This window comes from Flavilitoribacter nigricans DSM 23189 = NBRC 102662 (assembly GCF_002646595.1).
Lineage (GTDB): Bacteria > Bacteroidota > Bacteroidia > Chitinophagales > Saprospiraceae > Flavilitoribacter > Flavilitoribacter nigricans.
Genome location: NZ_PDUD01000053.1, coordinates 1 through 18280 on the forward strand (window position 1 = coordinate 1; position 18280 = coordinate 18280).

Consider the following 18280-nt stretch of genomic DNA (forward strand, 5'->3'; position numbering starts at 1 on the left):
TAACAATTTCCAGGCGCTCGGCCTTAGTAAAGCGTTTTCGTAATTTTGCCATAATTCGATTTGTTGTTTAAAGATAGCAACTAACCGAATTCAACTGTCTAATATGATGAGGAATTCCAATGACGATAAAGGTAGCTTTTAATATTTTCCGCCTCCCGGCTGTCGTAGGGAAATCCGAAGTGATCCGCTACGCCTACCGCCAGTTCTTCAAACAGATTGCTCATGGTGAGAATGGCCGACCAGACCGCCCCTTTCCTGGAGTCGGTGTAGGTATTCAGAAGGGCTTCCCAGTGGGCTGCGGGTAAAAGTTGCCGAAAATATTTCCCGTGTTTTCCGGGATTTACCCGTTCTCCGTGGATCCTCAGGATCTCCCAGACGATCATCTGCTCCAGCATCGGGCGCACTACCCTTTCCTGGATAGCTTTAGCGTAAATGATCTCGTTCCGTCCCAAACCCTTGACCACGTACGTCAGGGTCCACCGAAATTCATTGCAGCAATCCCGATAGTGATTTGGCGTAGGTAGGGCCGGGAAGTAATCGGCCTCACTGGGTTCCGGCAATGCCGGCCGGCGGCCGTCCTTATCCAGCAACTGCACACTCAGACTATCCGGAGCGCGTTGCTCCCATACGGCCAGGGGAATAAGCGTTAGGTCGATCCGGTTGCCATCCGTGAATAACATCAAAAAAGGAAAGGTCCCGTCATTAGCCGGAGGGAGCAATTCCATTGCTTCGGGCATCTGCAGGATCAGGCGTTCACCGAAGCGATCGATCCAGCGGTGATCAGCAATCAGAGTGCACAGTTCATTCACCAGATAAACAATATCATAGTCCTGCCACTCATCCCGAGGAGCCTGTGGGTTAGCCCGGGAGCCCTGCAGGTATACGGCCCGCACCGCATCCATTTCCATTGCTACCGCCAGAATGAGGTCCAGCATCTCCTGTTCCGATCTTCTGTTCACCCCTGCGGAAGTTTACTGCTGATCAGCCCCTGCGGATCCAGTTCGTGGATCTCCAGGTAGGCTCCTTCCACCGCTAAAATGGGATTCCCGGCCAGGCGCTCCCGCAAATGGGTCAGATCTCTGGCTTGTAACTGCATAAATCCTTCCAGCCGCATACCCTTGGTGTCCGACCGGTCGGTCCCATTCGACGGATCGGACAGTCGCATTACCCTGCGGGTCGGGCTGCCACTGCGATAATCCGGATCGGCGGCAAAAGGAGCCAGGTAGGCTCCCCAGGTTTTGTAGCGCTCCATTTTTTCGGCGGTCTCCATCTCCCGGGTATCCAGGCCGGGACCGTACATCAGTACCAGATATTCCTGCATCATCAACTTTTTATCGGCTCGGACGAAAATAGCTGCTCCAGCTCAGGATTTCCCCTGAGGTGCCATGGGTATTTTGCAATCCGTTGCCACATCCTAAAATTACAAAAGTAAAGTATGACGTAAGGGGAGAGTCAAGGGGTCTCACTGGTTTTTTAAAAAAGATCTGATCCGCTTAAACCCGGACTACTGCGATCAGGTGCGTCCCCGATTCCAGTATGCCCGGAGAGGCGCAGGCCCGGATTTCCAGATCCAGAAAATAAGCCCACCTTTCCGTATCCTTTTGCAGGGCCTCCAATTCCTGAGCGCGCAAAGTGGACAGGCAGTTGGAAGCCGATAGTTCCAAAATAGTAAAACCGGCCGTTTCGAGATCAGCGCGGAATTCCGCTAAGCGGAACATATGGCAGTGATGATCCGAAGGCGCAAAGGCAGTTGGATGCAGATTTCCCGAAGCCAGGATCTTTTCGTTGTCTTCCGGTGAGATCGGCAGGATGATCTTTTCCAGCGACTCCCGAATGGTTCCCCAGAGATTCATTACACTCAGCAGGGCTTTGCCCCCGGGCCGGAGTACCCGCCGCATTTCCGAAAGCGCGCGTTGCTTCTGATCAAAAACATAGCTCAGCGGACCGCCGTAGCAGACCACCCGGTCAAAGGAAGCATCCGGGTAAGCCCGGAGATCACAAATATCCCGAACCGCCCACGAATCGACAGATGCCCCCAGTCCCGCTTCTTCCGTTTCCCTGCGATTAAGGTCGAGTTGAACCGGAGAAAGGTCGGTCACGGTGAGTGCTTTCACCCTTTCCGCCAGCAACCGGGTGAAAATGCCGGTTCCGGCGCCCAGTTCCAGCACCCTATCTTCGGAACGGATATGGCGATCCAGGTAATGACGATGGACGTGCAGTTTGACCTTTTCCACAATGGATTTCTCCCAGCGCCGGGTTTCCTGCTCTCCGTAGCGGTTGTAAAAATCCCGGATATGCTGCTGATCGTATAAATCCATGTTAGTGCAGTTTTTCCAGCAAGCCGTCAAATCGGGGCCGCCATTCCGGATAGGTCTGCCAGCGGATGTTTTGTCCATCTCCAAATTTTCGGGGAACGATGTGGAAATGGATATGAAAAACGTCCTGCTGGGCTTCCCGCCCGTTGCTGTTGATCAGCTGCAAGTGACGGAGATCCAGTTTTTCCTCATAAAGGGTAGTCACCTGTTTGACCAGGTCGATCACCTGCTGCAGTACCTCGGAGGGCGTATCGAAGACATCCCGGTGGTGCGCTTTCGGGATGACCAGGGTATGGTACTCGCTTACCGGATTGATGTCCAGGAAGGCGTAGGCATGATCGTTCTCCATCACCTTCCAGGAAGGGGCTTTTCCGGCAACGATCTGACAAAAGATACAGGAATCCATATTCGTATTTTTAGAGCAATCGGCTAATTAATTTAAGTTGCGATACTTGAATTGAAGAGAGTAGATGGTAGAGCGTAGAGAGACTGCAACCGTTAAAATGAGCGATTTTGTTCCATTTTAACGATAGGGAAACCCTCTACCCTCTGCTCTATACCCTCTACCTAAGTTGCATCGCAACTTAGACTAATTATTCAACCCGAAATTGAAGAAATGATTCCAAATACCACAGAATTTTTTCCCATCCTTGCGCTTACGAGCTTTCCAGCAACTGATTGAGGGTCGCGATCAGTCCGACATTGGGTTGCATGCTGCTGTTCACCGGCCGGAGCGCCTGGTTGTCCAGTACCTCACCATTTCTACCGAGGATGACGTGCTGCGGGAAACCTCTGATGTTCAAAAGGGTCTTAAAGTGTAGGAATTCCTGCCGGCTAAGCAGGTAATGATCTCCCGGCAACTGAAATCTGTCAACGGTCTTTAACCAGTGACCGGCGGGAGAACTACTGGCCAGAAAAACGAAGGCCACCTGACTCGTATCTACGGATTCAATAATTTTCGGATAAAATGGGAATTCGGTCAGGCAGGGTTTACACCAGGTGGCCCAGAAGTCCAGATACAGGATCTTCCCGCGGTAGGCAGCAAAGATCTCACTAAGGTCCTTACCCGCCAGATCGGGTAATTGCAAAGCGCCGATCCGATCCTGCAACTCCGGCATACCGGGAGCATCCTCAAAAAGATTGCTGTACACTTCGGACACATGGCTTCGGAAATAATCATCCCCGGCCATTTCCAGATACGTATCGTAAAGCTCCTGTTTGATGCTGTCCGCCATGTTCACCTTGAGCCGTTCTACCAGGATCCGGCTGAGTAAGGCTTCCCGGGCGAATCCATCATGCTGCTCATCCACTCGCTGGAGCAGGGCGCGACTCCTGATCAGCGGATTCGGTTTATAGCCATCCATCTTTTTGAGGTCCGCTTCCACTTCCTGTTGGACATAGCTGTAATAATTCCTTAAAAAACGAGCGTAGTTGGAAGCCATCATCACCCCGGGATCGCTTTCATCAATTAGGTTGACAAATGCCCCGTAATCTTCGGGAAAAGGATACTCATTGGGCTGGATCCCCTGAGATAGCGGCAGGACCATTCGAAAATCCACAAAATTTTTCATGATCTGGTAACGAATGGAATTTTCAGCCCAATGGATAAAATCGAGATCAGTAATATCGTGTTCCCGGATATAGTTTTGCAGAAACGCCTGCTGACGCTCCATGATCGCCGTCAGTTTCGGGGTAAATTCCTCCACTGCCATTTTTTTCATGGCCGTATCCACGATCACCAACGGGCCGTCCGCCCGCAGGGCCGGCAGGTATTCCCACAGGATGCGATTGGTCTCGGCGGAAGCCCCGCTGATCGCTATATGTTGCGGACCGGGATCCCGTTCGGTAAATTCATCGGCTTGTAAGGTCAAATGCGCACTATCTCCGGGGGAAAGGATCATGGTGAAATACGCATCATTATGGATGATCATGATATCCTGCTGGTGATCCATCGGGAAATCCGCACTAAAGTAGCCCATGCTATCCACCCGGACCATTTTACGATCGTAGTCGAAAGTTTGGAAGTTGGTCACCCGTACTGTGAGAAATTCGTTGTTTACACTGCGCCGGTAGCCTTCCAACTGACCGCTTAGGTGGGTCATCGTCGGGGTCAGGGGCAAAGTGATGGATGATTCCGGAATGTCCTGCTTGCAGGCAAAAACGACCACCAACAAAAAACTGAGGCAAAGAGCGCGAACCATAACTTCAAGATTTAGTGAGTAGAACCGTGCTGTTGTGTATGACCGGAGACTTGGTGATTTGGAGACAGGGAGACCTCGAGACTTGGAGACCTGGAGATGGGGTGATTTGGAGACTTGGAGATGGGGGGACTAGGAGCAGCGGTGAGAAACAATGCCTCACCCCTGCTCCCACTCACCCCGTCTCCCCTTCTCCCACTCTCCGTGTCTCCCACTCTCCCACTCTCCCACTCTCCATGTCTCCCAAGCTCCCACCCTCTGGTCACATGCAACAGCATGGAGTAGAACTTAAGTTATGGATATCCGGGCAGAATGTCAATCGTTGGTCCAGAAATCGACCACCAGCACGTCATCCAGGTGAGGCCCCAGTACGGCACCGAAGGCTTTGTGATCCGGATGCGGCAGGTATACCGCGCGGTCTTCCTCACTTTCAAAACTGAGGAAAAAGCAGTGCGTGAATCCCTTGGCCAGGCCTTCCGGACTGTTGTTCGTACCCCATTCCAGGTCTTTGATCTCCGGGATCTTTGCCGGCAGGGCCATGAAAGCGTCCTCTACCGATTTGATATCGGCTTCCGTGGCCGTATCCTTAAATTTGAAAAGCACCACGTGGCGCAACATCTTTTGGTTCGCTTCCGCTTCGGGTTCTGCTTCTATCATAGCTTCTGCAAGATTAGTGTTTTCTTCGGTGGACTCCGGTTCGGAAGTACAGGCTACTGCCGAAAACAGGATCATAGCCACCAGCAATAAATTTTTCATGATATAAGAATTTAGTGATGTATACTCGACGCAGGGTGATTTGGGGAAATTCAGAGGTTTTGCGGTTACCGCAGTTATCATTACCGGCCGTCTTCTTCCACTCCGGCCGCTTCCGGTTTAAAGATCTTTTTATCGGCCCAAAAGGTGCCGAAGGGGATCACGGATGCCGCCAGGGCCAGCCCGGTGGTCGTAAAGCTCCATTTTCGCAACAGCGCCTGCCGGATCACCACGTAAACGTACAGCACAAACAGAAAACCGTGCAGGCTGCCGAAAAAATAGTTGGGTTCCGGCATCTGATAGGCGTATTTCAACGGCATGGTGATCAGAAGAATGACCAAAAAAGAAACGCCTTCCAGTAATGCGACCAATCGCAATCTCCCCAGGGGAGTCTTTATCCAATCTTGCATGTAGATCTAATCAGTTTTTTGAATTTATCGGACAAAAGTAATTCCCGGGCTGCTCATGGTCAAATATATCAGCTTTTTCCTCCGATCGTTTTGTTGGTGATCAGCGGTTTGGCCCAGAACCCGACACTTAGGATGTAGCCCAGGGTGATGTACAAAAACACCATGCCGCCCCTCAATCCAATAGCATCCCCCAGACTACCCACGATCAGGGGAACGACCGCACCTCCGGCGATACCCGTGATCAGGATCCCGGAGAAGGAACCGTGGTGTTTATCCATGGAATTTAGGGCCAGAGATATAATAATGGACCACATCACCGAGGCGAAAAAGCCAACCAGCGGGAACGCGATCAATGCAGTAGATCCGGGGCCGAACAAGGCCACGGTTAGAGAAATGACCGCCGCCAGGGTAAATCCGATCAACACCTTGCGGCTGTCCATAAATTTCAACGCGATCAGTCCCAACACCGCACCGGCAGTCATCAGTCCCCAAAACCAGGATACCGTTTTGGCTCCGGTGGTCTGCGGATCGTATCCGTGGTAGGTTTGCAGAAATTCCGATATCCAGTTGGCTACGCCCTGTTCCGTACCGACATAGCAGAAAACGGCCAGGAAGAACAGCCAGACTACCGGCTTTTTGAGTAGTTCCAGATGGGTCTCCACCGCTCCGGCTTTTTCATCTTCCTTGAGCTCAACGCGCGGAAATTTCACCACCCCGATAATGATCACCATCAGCAGGGAAACCGCGGCAAAAAGCCAGTAAAGCGAGATCCAGGGTAACCCCTCGGGTACGACGCCGGACAGTAGATGGAGTATAAAATTGCGATCTCCGTCACCGGAGGCCAGGTTAAGTACCAGGTAGGAATAGGCCAGTGGACTCAGGAAAGAAGCCAGACCGAAAAAGAGTTGCCCCATCACCGAATTGAAGGCAAAGTGTTCTTCTCCACCGGCTACCCGCAGCAAGGGATTGATGGCCACCTGCAACATCGCCATGCCCGTTCCGATCAGGAAAAGGGAAACGGTATACATGCCGTAGGAAGGATTGAATGCAAAGAGAAAAGCTCCCAGAAAGGACATGAAAAAGGCAATGACCATGACCACTTTTTCCCCGTATCGCTCGATCAGCATGCCGGATGGGATCGACATCACCCCGTAAGCGATAAAAAAGGCAAAGGGCAAGAGCGCCACCATGGTCAGGCTCAGATCAAAGCTCTCAATGATATCCGGCACCAGCGGGCCTATAATGTTGGTCAGAAAGGAAATAACAAAGAAGGTCAGCAGGATCAGGCTAACCATAAACAGGTTGCGCTTCATAGGCTTAGGTGTCTTTAGCGATGTCCCATCAATAAGTGTCAGATTTCCCAGGAGTGCTTTTGGCTTTACCCTTCGTTCAAGAAACACCTCCCTTAGCTTTGGCTAAGGTCGGGAGTCTCCGCCTCGTTTAAAACCAAAATCACTGACCTATCAAACCCAACAGTTATTAATTGCACACCGCCTAGTTAAAGGTGGTCTTAGCTCCGGTAAGTGACATTACGCCACTTTCCCCGGATCGTTTTATCTTTGCCCCACAATATGGCAAAAAAAGCGCAAAAATCTTGGACCCGTCGGGTAAGTGGACTAAAAAGTCCGCAGGCCCTCGTGGAATACAGTCAGCAGGTTTTCCCGATCCTGAACAGTAAAACCGCCGTCAAAAAGGCCATCGCCGGCGGTCGTTTATTGAAAAACGGGAAAAAAGCCCGCGCGGGCGACCGGGTAGAGAACGGCGACCATCTGCAACTGAACGGATTCGGACTGTCGAAGGCCCGCTCTTTTGACGCCGATATCGAGATCGTTTATGAGGACGATCATTTTGTGGTCGTCAACAAACCGGCCGGTATCGCTGTGAACGGCAACCGGATCAAAACCGTGGAAAATGCCCTGGCCGGAGTGGCCCGCCCCAGTTCCCGGGCCGACGCACTCCCCTACCCCGTGGCTACACACCGTATCGACGTGCCCACCAAAGGACTCGTCCTGCTCGCTAAATCCAAATCCGCCCTGGCTAAACTGGCCACAGCTTTTCAGGAAAACCGGATCAAGAAAGCCTATATGGCCGTCGTGCACGGGAAAACGCCGCCCAAAGGCCGGATCGATCGGGCCCTTAAAGGGAAAAAGGCGATTACTGATTTCGAGACCCTGGAAGTGGTTCCTTCCAAAGTTTTCCAACATCTTTCGCTGGTTCGTCTGATGCCGGTTACCGGTCGCACCCACCAATTACGTATACACATGCAGCAGGAGAACCACCTGATCCTTGGCGATAAGGAATACGCCGGTCGGCAAAAGACCGTCCTGGGCAAAGGGCTTTTCCTCTGTGCCTGCCGCCTGCAGTTTGACCATCCGGAAACGGGCAAACCAGTGGATATTCGGATCAAACCGCCAAAGCGATTCCAAAAAATTATAGAGCGGGAAAAGGAGCGGTATTAGAATGAGAATATTTGCTACATCTTCGACTTGGGAAAAATTCAGCGATTATTATAGAATAATCGTCCTTACAAACGCCTCCGGGCGGTCAGGGTATCGGCTTTGATTCGGCTGATTATCGGAAGATGAACTGCGGATAACGAAGAAGAGGAGTCCGGTTCAAAATGAAGAGTCAAAAGCTAGTATCTGCTTATTTTCGCTGCAAACTTCCAACCCAATACACCAGCCCCACCACCGTAATGATCCCACCAAAAATGAAAAATCCCATGCGATAGGTCCCGAATTGGGCCAACCAGCCAAAGCTGAAAAACACGGCCAGTGCGCCAATCTCCGTGATAAAACCACTAACGGAGGAAACGGTGGCCCGGCTATCCGAGGCAATAGCGTGCTGCAAGCGGCCTTCAAATACGATCTGGACCATAGTGAAGGTCAAACTAAAAACGACCAACAGGATCAGCGCCGGCACTTCGAACCACCAGGCCGCTACCGCTAATACCAGTCCGTTCAATATAAAAACCAGATAAAAAGATCGATTCGAAAAATGCTCCAGACGGTGCGCCCAGAAACTACCCGCCGCTTCCGCACCGCTGAGCAGTCCGATGAATAAGCCCAGGCCGTAATTCGGCAGACCGGCCCGATCGGCAAAGATGGTCCAGTACTCGTCCAGAGCACCGGGCAAAGCCGTAGCCAGGGCCAGGAACAACAGCAATGGCCACAAACTGGCGGAGTTGCGCACTTCGCGGATGCCGGTCCGCAAAATGGCAAAATAGTCCGTTTCCCGGGTTGATTCCGCGCGTCGGGCCACGGGCAGGGAAAGGATGATCACCCCGGCTATGAACACCGCCGCAGCGCTTAAAATGATAATGGTGGTATAGCCCAGCCAGACCGCCGGTGATGCCAGCACCGAGGCAATCAGGATGGCGATAAAGGAAATACTGCGGCAGCGACCAATGACCCGGGTAAATTCCGTCTCCCGGCCCAGATGTTTGAGTTCGTCGAAAACCAGCGCCTGGAAAGTACCCGAAGAGGTGGCGCTTTCGATCCCCCACCCGACAAACCCGATCAGAAAACCCCAAAAGCCGGGGAATACCGCCCAGCAGAGATAACCGAGCGCACGCACGGTCTGCCCAAAAAACAGCAGGTGTTTGCGGGAGTATTTATCCGCCCAGACGCCGGAAGGGATTTCCAGCAGAAAGGCTGTAACGGACCAGGCCGTCAGCAGCGTCCCTACCTGCCAGGGGGCCATTCCGTGATCCGTGAACATCACCGCGTACAGCGGGTAGATCAACACGAAATCTTCAAAAAACTTATAGGCGTATAACTTGATCAGCAGTTTATTCATAAGCCGGTCAATCGAATCATACTACTTGAGGGTGGGAGACTGGGAGAGCGGGAGAATGGGTGACTGGGAGAATGGGTGACTGGTCCCCCCCACCCAATCTCCAGGTCTCCCAGTCTCTTTCCCAGATGTACCGTAGTACGCAATGGAACGCTCCTTATTTCCAAACCTTTTGAAATATAGATTGTTGTGCATCTATGTTTCCACCCTAAAGAACAAGATAATGAACTTTCCCGCCTACACCGTCTGGATCTTTGCACTGGTGCTCGTTCTTTTGGCATTTCTTGCCTTATATCCTACTCCTTTAACGATCGGTCTGGTTGTTATGCTTTCTTCGGCCCTGATCATTTTCCAGGCTGTTTTGATCCTGAAGGATGAATCGCAGTGATCGGATAATCGGATAAATAATTACCTTGTTCCGAAAGACCTTTTTTTATGGGCAAGCGTTACCTCGATTTTCGCTGGTGGACGGGCTTGTTGCTCTGTGTGACTGTTGGTTGCTACGCTCCGACGGAAGATGCCCGACCTAATATTCTCATCATTGTGGCGGATGATCTGGGCTGGAATGACGTCAGCTACCACGGCAGTGAGATCCGCACGCCCAATATTGATCGGCTGGTCGCCCAGGGTGCGGAACTGGATCGATTTTATACCGCTCCGATCTGTACGCCTACCCGGGCCGGTATTTTGAGCGGATTGTATCCCGACCGCTTTGGATTGCGGGAGGGCGTGATCGCTCCGAGGGTGATCGGCGGCCTGCCACCGGAAGTCACCACTATGGCCGAAATGCTGGCCGAAGCCGGCTACCAACAACGGGCGGCCTTTGGCAAATGGCACCTCGGACATTCCAGCCCGGAACTGCATCCTCTGCAACAGGGTTTTACTTCCTTTTACGGGCATTACAACGGAGCTATAGACTACTTTACTCACGAACGCGCCGGACAGCTCGACTGGCACGACGGATACCAGGCGAACCACGATCAGGGATATACTACCGAACTCGTCACCCGCAAAGTCATCGATCTGATCCATTCCGAAAGTCGGGAACAAAGACCATTTTTTGCCTACGTGGCTTTTAACGCGCCCCATTCTCCGATGCAGGCGCTGGCGGAGGATCTGGAAGCGTACGATTACGACCCGGACCAGCCGTCGGAAAACTTTCCGGTTGGCGGCTCGCAGCGAAATGAATACAATAATCCGGGATATGGCCAACGGGGTCGGGGAAATACCCTCCGTCAGACTTATTCGGCGATGGTCAGCGCACTGGACCGGGGGATCGGTCAGATCCTGCAGGCCTTGGACAGTACGGGCCTTGCTCCCAATACCCTGGTCTGGTTGCTCAGTGACAATGGAGGCGCCCCGAATTTCGGTGGTGATAACTTCCCACTGCGCGGAGCTAAACATACCGAATGGGAAGGTGGCGTGCGGACCGTAGCGGCGGTGCGATGGCCCGGACGGATCTCTCCGGGGAATAAGATCAGAGAACCTATCGCGTACGTCGATCTGATGCCTACCATTTACGCTGCGATCAACCCTAATAACACGATCCCAACGGATGGCACCAACGTTCTAGCTTTGTTTCGGGGAGAGGAGATCCGGGATCGGTATATCTACCTGGGAAATGACGCACTGGTGGGCCAAAAATGGAAATTGAATCAAGGGAACCTCTTCGCTATCGAGAGCGATCCCGAAGAAAAGGAAGACGTTTCGGAGAATTATCCGGACGTCATGAAAATGCTGCAGGAAAAACTGCGGGAATTTCAGGCATTGCGCAGTGATGAAAGGCCTGCACTTCGACCGTTGGACTGGCAACCTCCGGAGAATTGGGAGACTTGGTGAGGGGGTGATTTGGTGAGGGGGTGATCAGGAGAGTGGGAGACTTGGTGAGGGGGAGACGGGGTGAGGGGGTGCGCTAGGCGTCGGTCTCAAAAAATGCCGGTGCGTATACTACTTCTCCGCTGATTCCTGATAATGCTGTTGGCTCTAGTGCCTTGACCATGCAGTTCTCGTTTGGGACATCGAATGGGAAAGTGATGTGGTGGCGAACGGCCGTCTCGTAACCAAAGCGGGGATAATAATCGGCGTGGCCCAGTAAAACAATCGCGGCATGCCCCAGTGCGGCGGCCCGGCGGTGGGCTTCGAGAATAAGCTGACTACCAATACCCCGCTTATGCCAGGCGGGATGCACGGCCACCGGAGCCAGCGCCAGCACCGGATATTGTTGTTTGTCGTTCTGAATGTGGGCCCGGGTGAGCAGAATATAGCCGCAAATGCGATCATCGCACCGGGCAACCAGGGCCAGTTCGGGAATATAGGCTGCAGAACGGCGGAGGCGATCCACGAGCAGATGCTCCCGGTGATCGCTGTGGGGTTCGGAAGCGAAGGCGGCCTGGATCAAAGCAGCTATTTCTGCGAAATCGGCAGCTTCTTCTTTTCTAAACCGTAGTTCCATCCTGTTGTAAGAGATAAAAGAATTCCCGTTCCAGATCGTGCTTCATTTGCTTGACCCCGCTTTTCATCAGAAAATAGGGAATAGCGATCATTATAGCCGCGTGCAACAAGAAGAAGATCGGCAGGAAGGGTGGTGTATCACTGTTGTCGAAAGAGTCTGTAAAGAAGAAGGCTCCGAGAAAAACAGCGTAAAAAAGGAAAACGAATACGTAGAATACGGCCATCGACCAGTGAAAACCATTGATCTCCGTATCCACCTGTAAAGTATCTCCAAACTGACTAAAGGTGCCGGTTGCCTTGGTGAGATTGTGGCGGCGGCCGAAGAGTTTTCTTCTCTTTTTTAATTCAAAGCCGCCGAGATCGACATACCCCTTGAAAACATTTTTGCTGGAGGAAAAGACGTCAAACAGACTACCGCCGTCGTCCACATTTTCTCTGAGGATACCGACGAAGCGGGTTTTATCCACCGGTAATTGCATTTGGTGGTCAACGAGCAGGCCCAGATTTTTTAGAAGATCTTTCATATTGGGTATATCGTTCTATTTCCGTTTAGGTTGCTTTTCCGTCCGGTTTTTCCCTGCGAAGAGCTGGCCCAGTTTCCGGAAAAAGCGGACTATCCCCATGATCAGACCCTCAAAAAGCAGATCAACAAAAAAATAGGCAATGATTTCCAGGAGGATCATCTTCGGGGTTTTGCGGTATAGGTTGGGAAGGCGTAGATCACTGGCCGGCAGCATACGCCTTCCCGAAAAGTCTTAGAAACTGTTTTAAAAATGCGCGCTTCCAAGACCAGTATTTATTTTTAAAACCGTTTCTTATTCAAACAGATTGTCGTAAGAACTGCTGCCGCTGCTTTGTGTCCGTTTCTCGGGCTGCGCGAATGAATCGTTCAGATCCAGTGAATCGGAACTCTTCTCGCTACCGTCCATCAGCATCAGGGTACTTTTCTGCTCCCATTCTTCCAGCATCGCCATGCCCTGCTCTTCGAATACACCGTTCTGCAGGTCTACGGAATCCATAAAGCTGGCGGACATTTCCATAAAGCGTTCCATTTCCCCTACTTTATTCGCTACGTCTTCGGTGATGTTTTCCATCGCCATATCAAACATTGCGCGTTTGTCGGGATCACCGGAAATTACGCTCATGGCCGACTTCATCGCGGAGTGGCTGGCGCGGATCGCTTTGCGCTCCTGTTCTTTCAGTTTTACCTGATCGCGGGTATCTTCCAGCAGGATCTCCGAGTTCTGGTGCATTTTGGTCAAAATGCGGTACATGACCTCCATTTTGTTGTACAGCACTTGATACTTCTGATTGGTTTCCTTCAGACGGGCAGCCCGGCGGGAGGAAAGCACCATTTGCTGATCTTTTCCTTTATCCCGGGCAGCGGCGGCCAACTGCAGGTTATTAGTGATGTCTTTGCTGTTTTTTTCCATCATCCCCTGGATCTTGCGCATCTGACCTCTCAGCAGGCCGATCTGTTTGCGCATCTTTTTCAGATTGTCTTCCAGGTCTTCCACATAGCTTTTCAGGATGCCGATGGGATCGAGTTGCACGAACATTCCGGTGATGGAACGCATCACGCTTTTATACATATACCAGATCAGATTCCGCATTTTGGGGTCCAGGATCATGTATACGATCACGCCCAGAGCGGCCAGCATCAAACTCAGGTACAATACATTTTGCATCAAGGCCAGGATCGCGGCCATATTAGCAACGATCAGATAACCTCCACCGAGGATCAGGGCGGCCATAAACAGCATACCCGTCATTCCTTCCGGACGCTTCCAAAATGATTTTTTGCCCTGGGGATTTTCAAATTGAACAATATCAGACATAGTTTACAGATATTTATTGATATTTTCGATATCCTTATCGATTTCATTTACTACGCTTTGCAGCGTGTGTTCAAAATTATCACGCGTGTTTTCGATCTTCTCTTTCGCGGAGTTGATGTGTTCGTCCGCGTGATCGATCGTCTCCTGTGATTTAGCGATCTGGGCTTCCAGCTGCGCAATTTTGGCCCGGTATTCTTCTACCTGCTTTTTCAGTTTGGCTACTTCGGCGGCTTTCCCTTTGATACGCTGCTCGATCTGCTTTTGCAAAGCAGCGTCGAATTGCCGTTTCTCCGTTTGCAGTACCTGTTTGTAATGTTCCGCCGTTTTCAGCAATTTCTCTTTCGTAAGGCCAACCGTAGAAGCCGTGGCAAAAGCGGATTTGATCGCCACCTGTTCTTCCATATCCATTGCGCTCAGTGCGCCCAGGGATTGTTTGAATTCCAGATAGTCAAATCCCGGCAGGTTACTTTTGGTCAGTGCGTTTACCAGAAAACCAACACTCTTTTCGTCTAGTCCGTGATGATCGCCAAATATTTTCTTAAGATCTTTCTGCATGATGTGTTTTTAAAAATAAGCAGGTTTTTAACCGAATTCCAAATTAAAACAATTTAACGAAAAAGAACCACCGAAATTCGATGTTCCTAGAACGATTCTCGATCAGATGGCTAAAATCTTAATTTAATTACCCAATTCGCTCCGTGCCCGGGACCATAAATGTCGCCAAAGCGTCTTTCACCGGTACCTCCGATCAACCAACGATCGCCACTTCGCTGAAACCGGTTCCTTTTTTCGTTACCTGGATCTGGGTGCCGATCCTTTCCTTCAGCGCTTTGACGTGCGAGATAATACCGATGGTCTTTCCGTCCGACTGCAGGTTTTCCAGCGTATCGATTGCCATATCCAGACTATTCTCATCCAGGGTGCCGAAACCTTCATCGATGAAGAGCGACTGGATACGGGCATCGCGACCGGCCAGATCCGACAAACCCAGAGCCAGCGAGAGGCTGACCAGAAAACTCTCCCCGCCCGACAGCGTATTCATGGAGCGGGCATTATCCGCCTGAAAGGTATCGATGATCTCCAGTTCCAGGTTTTCGTCGCTGCGTTTGCGGATCAGGTAGCGGCCGTTCAGCGATTCGAGATGGAAGTTGGCCAGTTCCACCAGTTTGGATAAGGTAAGCCCCTGGGCGAAGATCCGGAATTTCTTTCCGTCCGCCTGTCCGATGATCTCATTGAGCTGGGCCCAGCGGGTATAATTATTTTCCTGCCGTTTGATCTTATCCACCAGTTTGCCGGCGGCCTGCTGCTGCTTGTCGTTGGCCGACAAGCGTTCGCTCAGGCCACCGATCGTTTGTTGCAGTTGCTGGTAATCCCGCTCCCGCTCTTCCAGATAAGCCTCAAGATCGGGCAAGGGCGTTTCTACTTTGCGATCCCGCTGCAGTTTTTCCAGACTGGCGGCGAGGTCATGGGCCGACTGACTGATAGCCAGCGCTTCTTTTTCCAGCTCACTTTTTTCCCGCAATAGCTTCTCCGCTTCCTCCGGATCCAGAAGTGCGGCCAGCAGGGCCGCCCGGTCGGTAAAGCCGGCCTCCGTAGCCGCCGTGGTGAGTCGGGTCTGCCACTCTTCCAGTTTTTGTTCCCATTGCTTCAGTTCCTTTCCTTTACTTTTCTGTAGCGGCAGGGTTTCCTTCCACTGGGTATTCAGCGTGTATACTTCTTCCTTCAGCGAACCAAGCTTCTCGCCGGCTTCCTCCAGCGCCCGTTCCAGGCGATTTTTCTCTGCCGCCGGATCCCTGTCATCCAGCAGTTCCGCACGTTTTGCCTGCAGTTCGGACCGGACCTTTTCCTGTTCTTCTTTCCGCTGACTGAGTTTCCGGAAACGCTCTCCTTCCCGGGTCTCCCTGCGTTCCAAATCCTCGTTCCCCTTCCGCGTCAGGGCAATATCCTGCACCAGTTTCTCAAATCGCGAGCGCTGGTCCTGAAAATGTTCGTGATCGGCACTCAGCTTCAGGTAGGTTTCCCGGGCTTCGGACGGTTCGAACGGCTGGCCGAATTTTTTAAAGACCTCCCCTACTTCCCGCAGCAGCGCTTCGTAGCGTTCCGTGACATCGGCCAATTGTTGCGTATTGGTACGGAAGCGTTCCTCGTAGATCTCCAGGCGGTTATCGTTTTCCCGCAGGGCCGTTTCCAGTTCTTGCACGGTTTTTTCCTGTACATCCAACTGGTCACTGATCCGCAACAGGCGATCCCGCGTCTTTTTCTTCCGCAGGATCAGTTTTCCCGCCTCGGTGATCCTTTGCTCCAGCGCCGGGCCCCGGTCTTCTTCTTTCACATCCGTTCCCAGTCCAAGAATCATTCCGGCGACTCTTTCCTCGATGAGTTCGATCCGCTGCAACTGCCGGGCCATTTGTCCGCCCAGTTCCTGCAGTTCCTGCCCCATCAATTGATCTTTCTGGATCTTGATCTCCTTTTGCCGGCTGAGCAACTGGTTTTGCCGGCTGAGCAGAGCCTCGTACGCTTTTTTGCTCTTTTCGTACTGGGTTCGGGCTTTATCTACATAGGGCGTCACCGGATGCTCGCGGAAAGGATGGTGGGTGGACTGGCACAATGGGCAGGGATCGCCCTCCTGCAATTGATGCCGGTCTTTTTCATAATTGGCGATCAGTTGCTGCTGCTCGAAAATGGCCTGGCGGTACTGCAGCTGCTCCCGCGCTTCATCCATCGCATCCATGGAGGAAATGACCTCCTTATCGATGAGCATTTCCTGGCCGTTCAGGCTTTCCAACTGGGCCTCGTATTCCAGCAGTTCGGTCAACAGTTCCTGGTATTCCGTATTGAACTGTTGCAATTGTTGCAATTGCTGCTGCCGTTCGCCCAACTGTTCGATGTCCTGGTGCAGATTACGCAACAGTTCATTGCGCCCCAGAGCGTACCCTTCCGGGAGGTCCTTTTCGAATTCCTGCTGAAGTTTTTCCAGTTGCTTTCCGGCTTTATCCAGTTGTTTTTTCAGATCGGCGGCCTGCTTTTTGAGTACATCCTGTTCTTCCTTCCAGGCCTGCGCCTGCTGCTCCAGGCGTTTTTGGTCCTGTACAATGGCCCGCATCTCCTCTCTTTTTCGATCCACCTCCGGCAGCAGTTTACCCAACTGGTCCCAATCCGCATGGTCCTCCAGCCATTTTTTCAGTTCCTGTTCTTCGGCGGTCATCCGGGTGAGCTGTTCCCGCAGAGTAGTTTGCTGATCGGTGATTCTTTTCAACTCTTCCGTCAATTCTGCGTGTTCTCCCAACAGGCTTTCCAGCCCTTCGTTTTTTCCTTCAATCTGCTTGTCCAACGCCAATACCTGATCCAGGACGGGGAATAGATCCTTCTTTTCCAGCAGTAGTTGTTCATGGACCTGTTGATTTTCCGCCATGGACTTTTCCAGCTCGGCCAGTTCGGTTTTGATCTCCTTTTCCCTTTCCTGCCAGGTAAACAGTTCGTCGGTCAGTTCACTGATCTTCAATTCCGCTTCATCGCTCTTTTCCAGCAAAGCCCGGTGGGGATTGGCCCGGGCGTGGGCGGCCAGCCGTTCATCGTTCTCCCGGAATGCTTCCTGTTTTTCCTGTAAGATCTGTTCGCGTTCCCGGAGAGCCGCTTCGCGCTGTTCCAGTGCCGCCTTTTGCCGGTACCACTGAATAGCCGTTCGCGTCTGTTCCAGTTCCTGTTGCAAGTGCCCGGCTTTTTCCTGATGGTCGTTCAGTTCCGCGCGGATCGCTTCGATCTCTTCCGAGCTGAGCAACTGGAGTGCCTGCTGTTCTTTACGCAGATCTTCCAGTGTGAGTTGTTCCTGTTTGAAGCGCTCGTAGGCAGCCACGGAGATCCGGGTGTAGACATCCGTACCGGTGATGCGTTCCAGCAGATCACTTCGCTCCCGTTCGCCGGCCTGTAGAAATGCGGCAAAATCGCCCTGGGATAATAATACGGAGCGGGTAAACCGGTCGTAGTCCAGTCCGGTTACTTCCTCCACCTGGGCGTCTACATCGCGGATCTTTTCGGCGATGATCCGAAAGTCTTTCGCCTTTTCGTCCCACTGCGCCAGTTCGCGGCGCGGCGGCTGAATATTGCCACCCGGCTTCCGACGACTCCGGTAGGTGGACCATTTGGCCCGGAACAGGCCCCGGCCGGACTCGAATTCTACTTCCGCCAGACATTCCGTGGCGCCGTAGGACATTACTTCGATCACTTCCTTGTTGCGGTGTACCCGGCCGTAGAGCGCCAGGGTAATGGCGTCCAGCAGGGTCGTTTTTCCCGCCCCGGTATCCCCGGTAATGGCGAATAAACCGGTATCAGACAGCGGCGCAACCGAGAAATCGATCGTCTGTTTTATCTTTAGGGAATTCAAATTTTCGAGCCTGAGCCTGAGTATCTTCATGTTTTTCAGTTGCCGGCGGCTGCATTTGGGCAGTAATTACCCGCTTTGTCGGGCAAGCTTACCATCTTCTTTCCACCGTCTTTCGATATACGTTATCTTTGTGTTAAAT

18 protein-coding genes are annotated in these 18280 nt (G+C 52.1%); 3 read left to right on the forward strand and 15 right to left on the reverse strand.

What is annotated here, in order from left to right; translation table 11 throughout:
- Positions 1-98 precede the first annotated feature (98 nt).
- The 8 genes from CRP01_RS36530 to CRP01_RS36565 form a co-directional block, all read right to left on the reverse strand.
- Entirely contained in the window at positions 99-959 is an 861-nt protein-coding gene (locus CRP01_RS36530) for an aminoglycoside 6-adenylyltransferase (RefSeq protein ID WP_099155049.1), read from the reverse strand.
- Positions 956-1324 carry a hypothetical protein gene (locus CRP01_RS36535; protein ID WP_143473703.1) on the reverse strand — a complete coding sequence of 123 codons (369 nt, stop codon included), beginning with the start codon at positions 1322-1324 and terminating at the stop codon, positions 956-958. The genes CRP01_RS36530 and CRP01_RS36535 overlap by 4 nt, the downstream gene beginning before the upstream one ends.
- 169 nt (positions 1325-1493) lie before the next feature.
- On the reverse strand, positions 1494-2318 hold the full coding sequence (locus CRP01_RS36540) for a class I SAM-dependent methyltransferase (protein WP_170110700.1): 825 nt from the start codon (positions 2316-2318) through the stop codon (positions 1494-1496).
- Between the two features lies 1 nt (position 2319).
- A complete protein-coding gene (locus tag CRP01_RS36545) occupies positions 2320-2721 on the reverse strand; it encodes an HIT domain-containing protein (protein ID WP_099155052.1) in 402 nt (133 codons plus the stop codon).
- Between the two features lie 250 nt (positions 2722-2971).
- Positions 2972-4516 (reverse strand): TlpA family protein disulfide reductase, encoded by a 1545-nt coding sequence (locus tag CRP01_RS36550; protein ID WP_099155053.1) that lies wholly within the window; start codon positions 4514-4516, stop codon positions 2972-2974.
- A 312-nt stretch (positions 4517-4828) separates the two neighbouring features.
- A complete protein-coding gene (locus CRP01_RS36555) occupies positions 4829-5269 on the reverse strand; it encodes a Dabb family protein (protein WP_185154590.1) in 441 nt (146 codons plus the stop codon).
- An 80-nt stretch (positions 5270-5349) separates the two neighbouring features.
- Positions 5350-5676 carry a DUF3817 domain-containing protein gene (locus CRP01_RS36560; protein ID WP_099155054.1) on the reverse strand — a complete coding sequence of 109 codons (327 nt, stop codon included), beginning with the start codon at positions 5674-5676 and terminating at the stop codon, positions 5350-5352.
- A 68-nt stretch (positions 5677-5744) separates the two neighbouring features.
- A complete protein-coding gene (locus CRP01_RS36565) occupies positions 5745-6989 on the reverse strand; it encodes a sugar MFS transporter (protein WP_099155055.1) in 1245 nt (414 codons plus the stop codon).
- A gap of 258 nt (positions 6990-7247) precedes the next feature.
- On the opposite strand from CRP01_RS36565, the gene CRP01_RS36570 reads away from it, so the two are divergent.
- Complete coding sequence (locus tag CRP01_RS36570; RefSeq protein ID WP_099155056.1) at positions 7248-8135, forward strand: RluA family pseudouridine synthase; 888 nt, start codon at positions 7248-7250, stop codon at positions 8133-8135.
- A gap of 187 nt (positions 8136-8322) precedes the next feature.
- On the opposite strand, the gene CRP01_RS36575 is transcribed toward CRP01_RS36570, so the two are convergent.
- Positions 8323-9474, reverse strand: coding sequence for an MFS transporter (locus tag CRP01_RS36575; RefSeq protein WP_099155057.1), 1152 nt, complete (start codon positions 9472-9474; stop codon positions 8323-8325).
- 220 nt (positions 9475-9694) lie between these two features.
- On the opposite strand from CRP01_RS36575, the gene CRP01_RS42590 reads away from it, so the two are divergent.
- Positions 9695-9859, forward strand: a complete 165-nt coding sequence (locus tag CRP01_RS42590; protein WP_170110701.1) for a hypothetical protein — start codon at positions 9695-9697, stop codon at positions 9857-9859.
- Positions 9860-9906: 47 nt separating this feature from the next.
- Positions 9907-11310: an arylsulfatase B gene (locus CRP01_RS36580; protein ID WP_099155058.1), complete on the forward strand. Its 1404-nt coding sequence runs from the start codon at positions 9907-9909 to the stop codon at positions 11308-11310.
- 73 nt (positions 11311-11383) lie between these two features.
- Here CRP01_RS36580 and CRP01_RS36585 read toward each other — a convergent pair whose 3' ends face one another.
- From CRP01_RS36585 to CRP01_RS36610, 6 genes are all read right to left on the reverse strand, one after another.
- On the reverse strand, positions 11384-11923 hold the full coding sequence (locus CRP01_RS36585; protein ID WP_099155059.1) for a GNAT family N-acetyltransferase: 540 nt from the start codon (positions 11921-11923) through the stop codon (positions 11384-11386).
- Positions 11907-12446 (reverse strand): hypothetical protein, encoded by a 540-nt coding sequence (locus CRP01_RS36590; protein ID WP_099155060.1) that lies wholly within the window; start codon positions 12444-12446, stop codon positions 11907-11909. Before CRP01_RS36590 ends, CRP01_RS36585 begins: the two co-directional genes overlap by 17 nt.
- Positions 12447-12461: 15 nt before the next feature.
- Positions 12462-12605 carry a hypothetical protein gene (locus tag CRP01_RS42595; RefSeq protein ID WP_170110702.1) on the reverse strand — a complete coding sequence of 48 codons (144 nt, stop codon included), beginning with the start codon at positions 12603-12605 and terminating at the stop codon, positions 12462-12464.
- 132 nt (positions 12606-12737) lie between these two features.
- Positions 12738-13760 carry a hypothetical protein gene (locus CRP01_RS36600; RefSeq protein ID WP_099155062.1) on the reverse strand — a complete coding sequence of 341 codons (1023 nt, stop codon included), beginning with the start codon at positions 13758-13760 and terminating at the stop codon, positions 12738-12740.
- Between the two features lie 3 nt (positions 13761-13763).
- Positions 13764-14315 (reverse strand): hypothetical protein, encoded by a 552-nt coding sequence (locus CRP01_RS36605; RefSeq protein ID WP_099155063.1) that lies wholly within the window; start codon positions 14313-14315, stop codon positions 13764-13766.
- A gap of 193 nt (positions 14316-14508) precedes the next feature.
- Positions 14509-18171, reverse strand: a complete 3663-nt coding sequence (locus CRP01_RS36610) for an AAA family ATPase (protein ID WP_099155064.1) — start codon at positions 18169-18171, stop codon at positions 14509-14511.
- Positions 18172-18280: the final 109 nt, after the last annotated feature.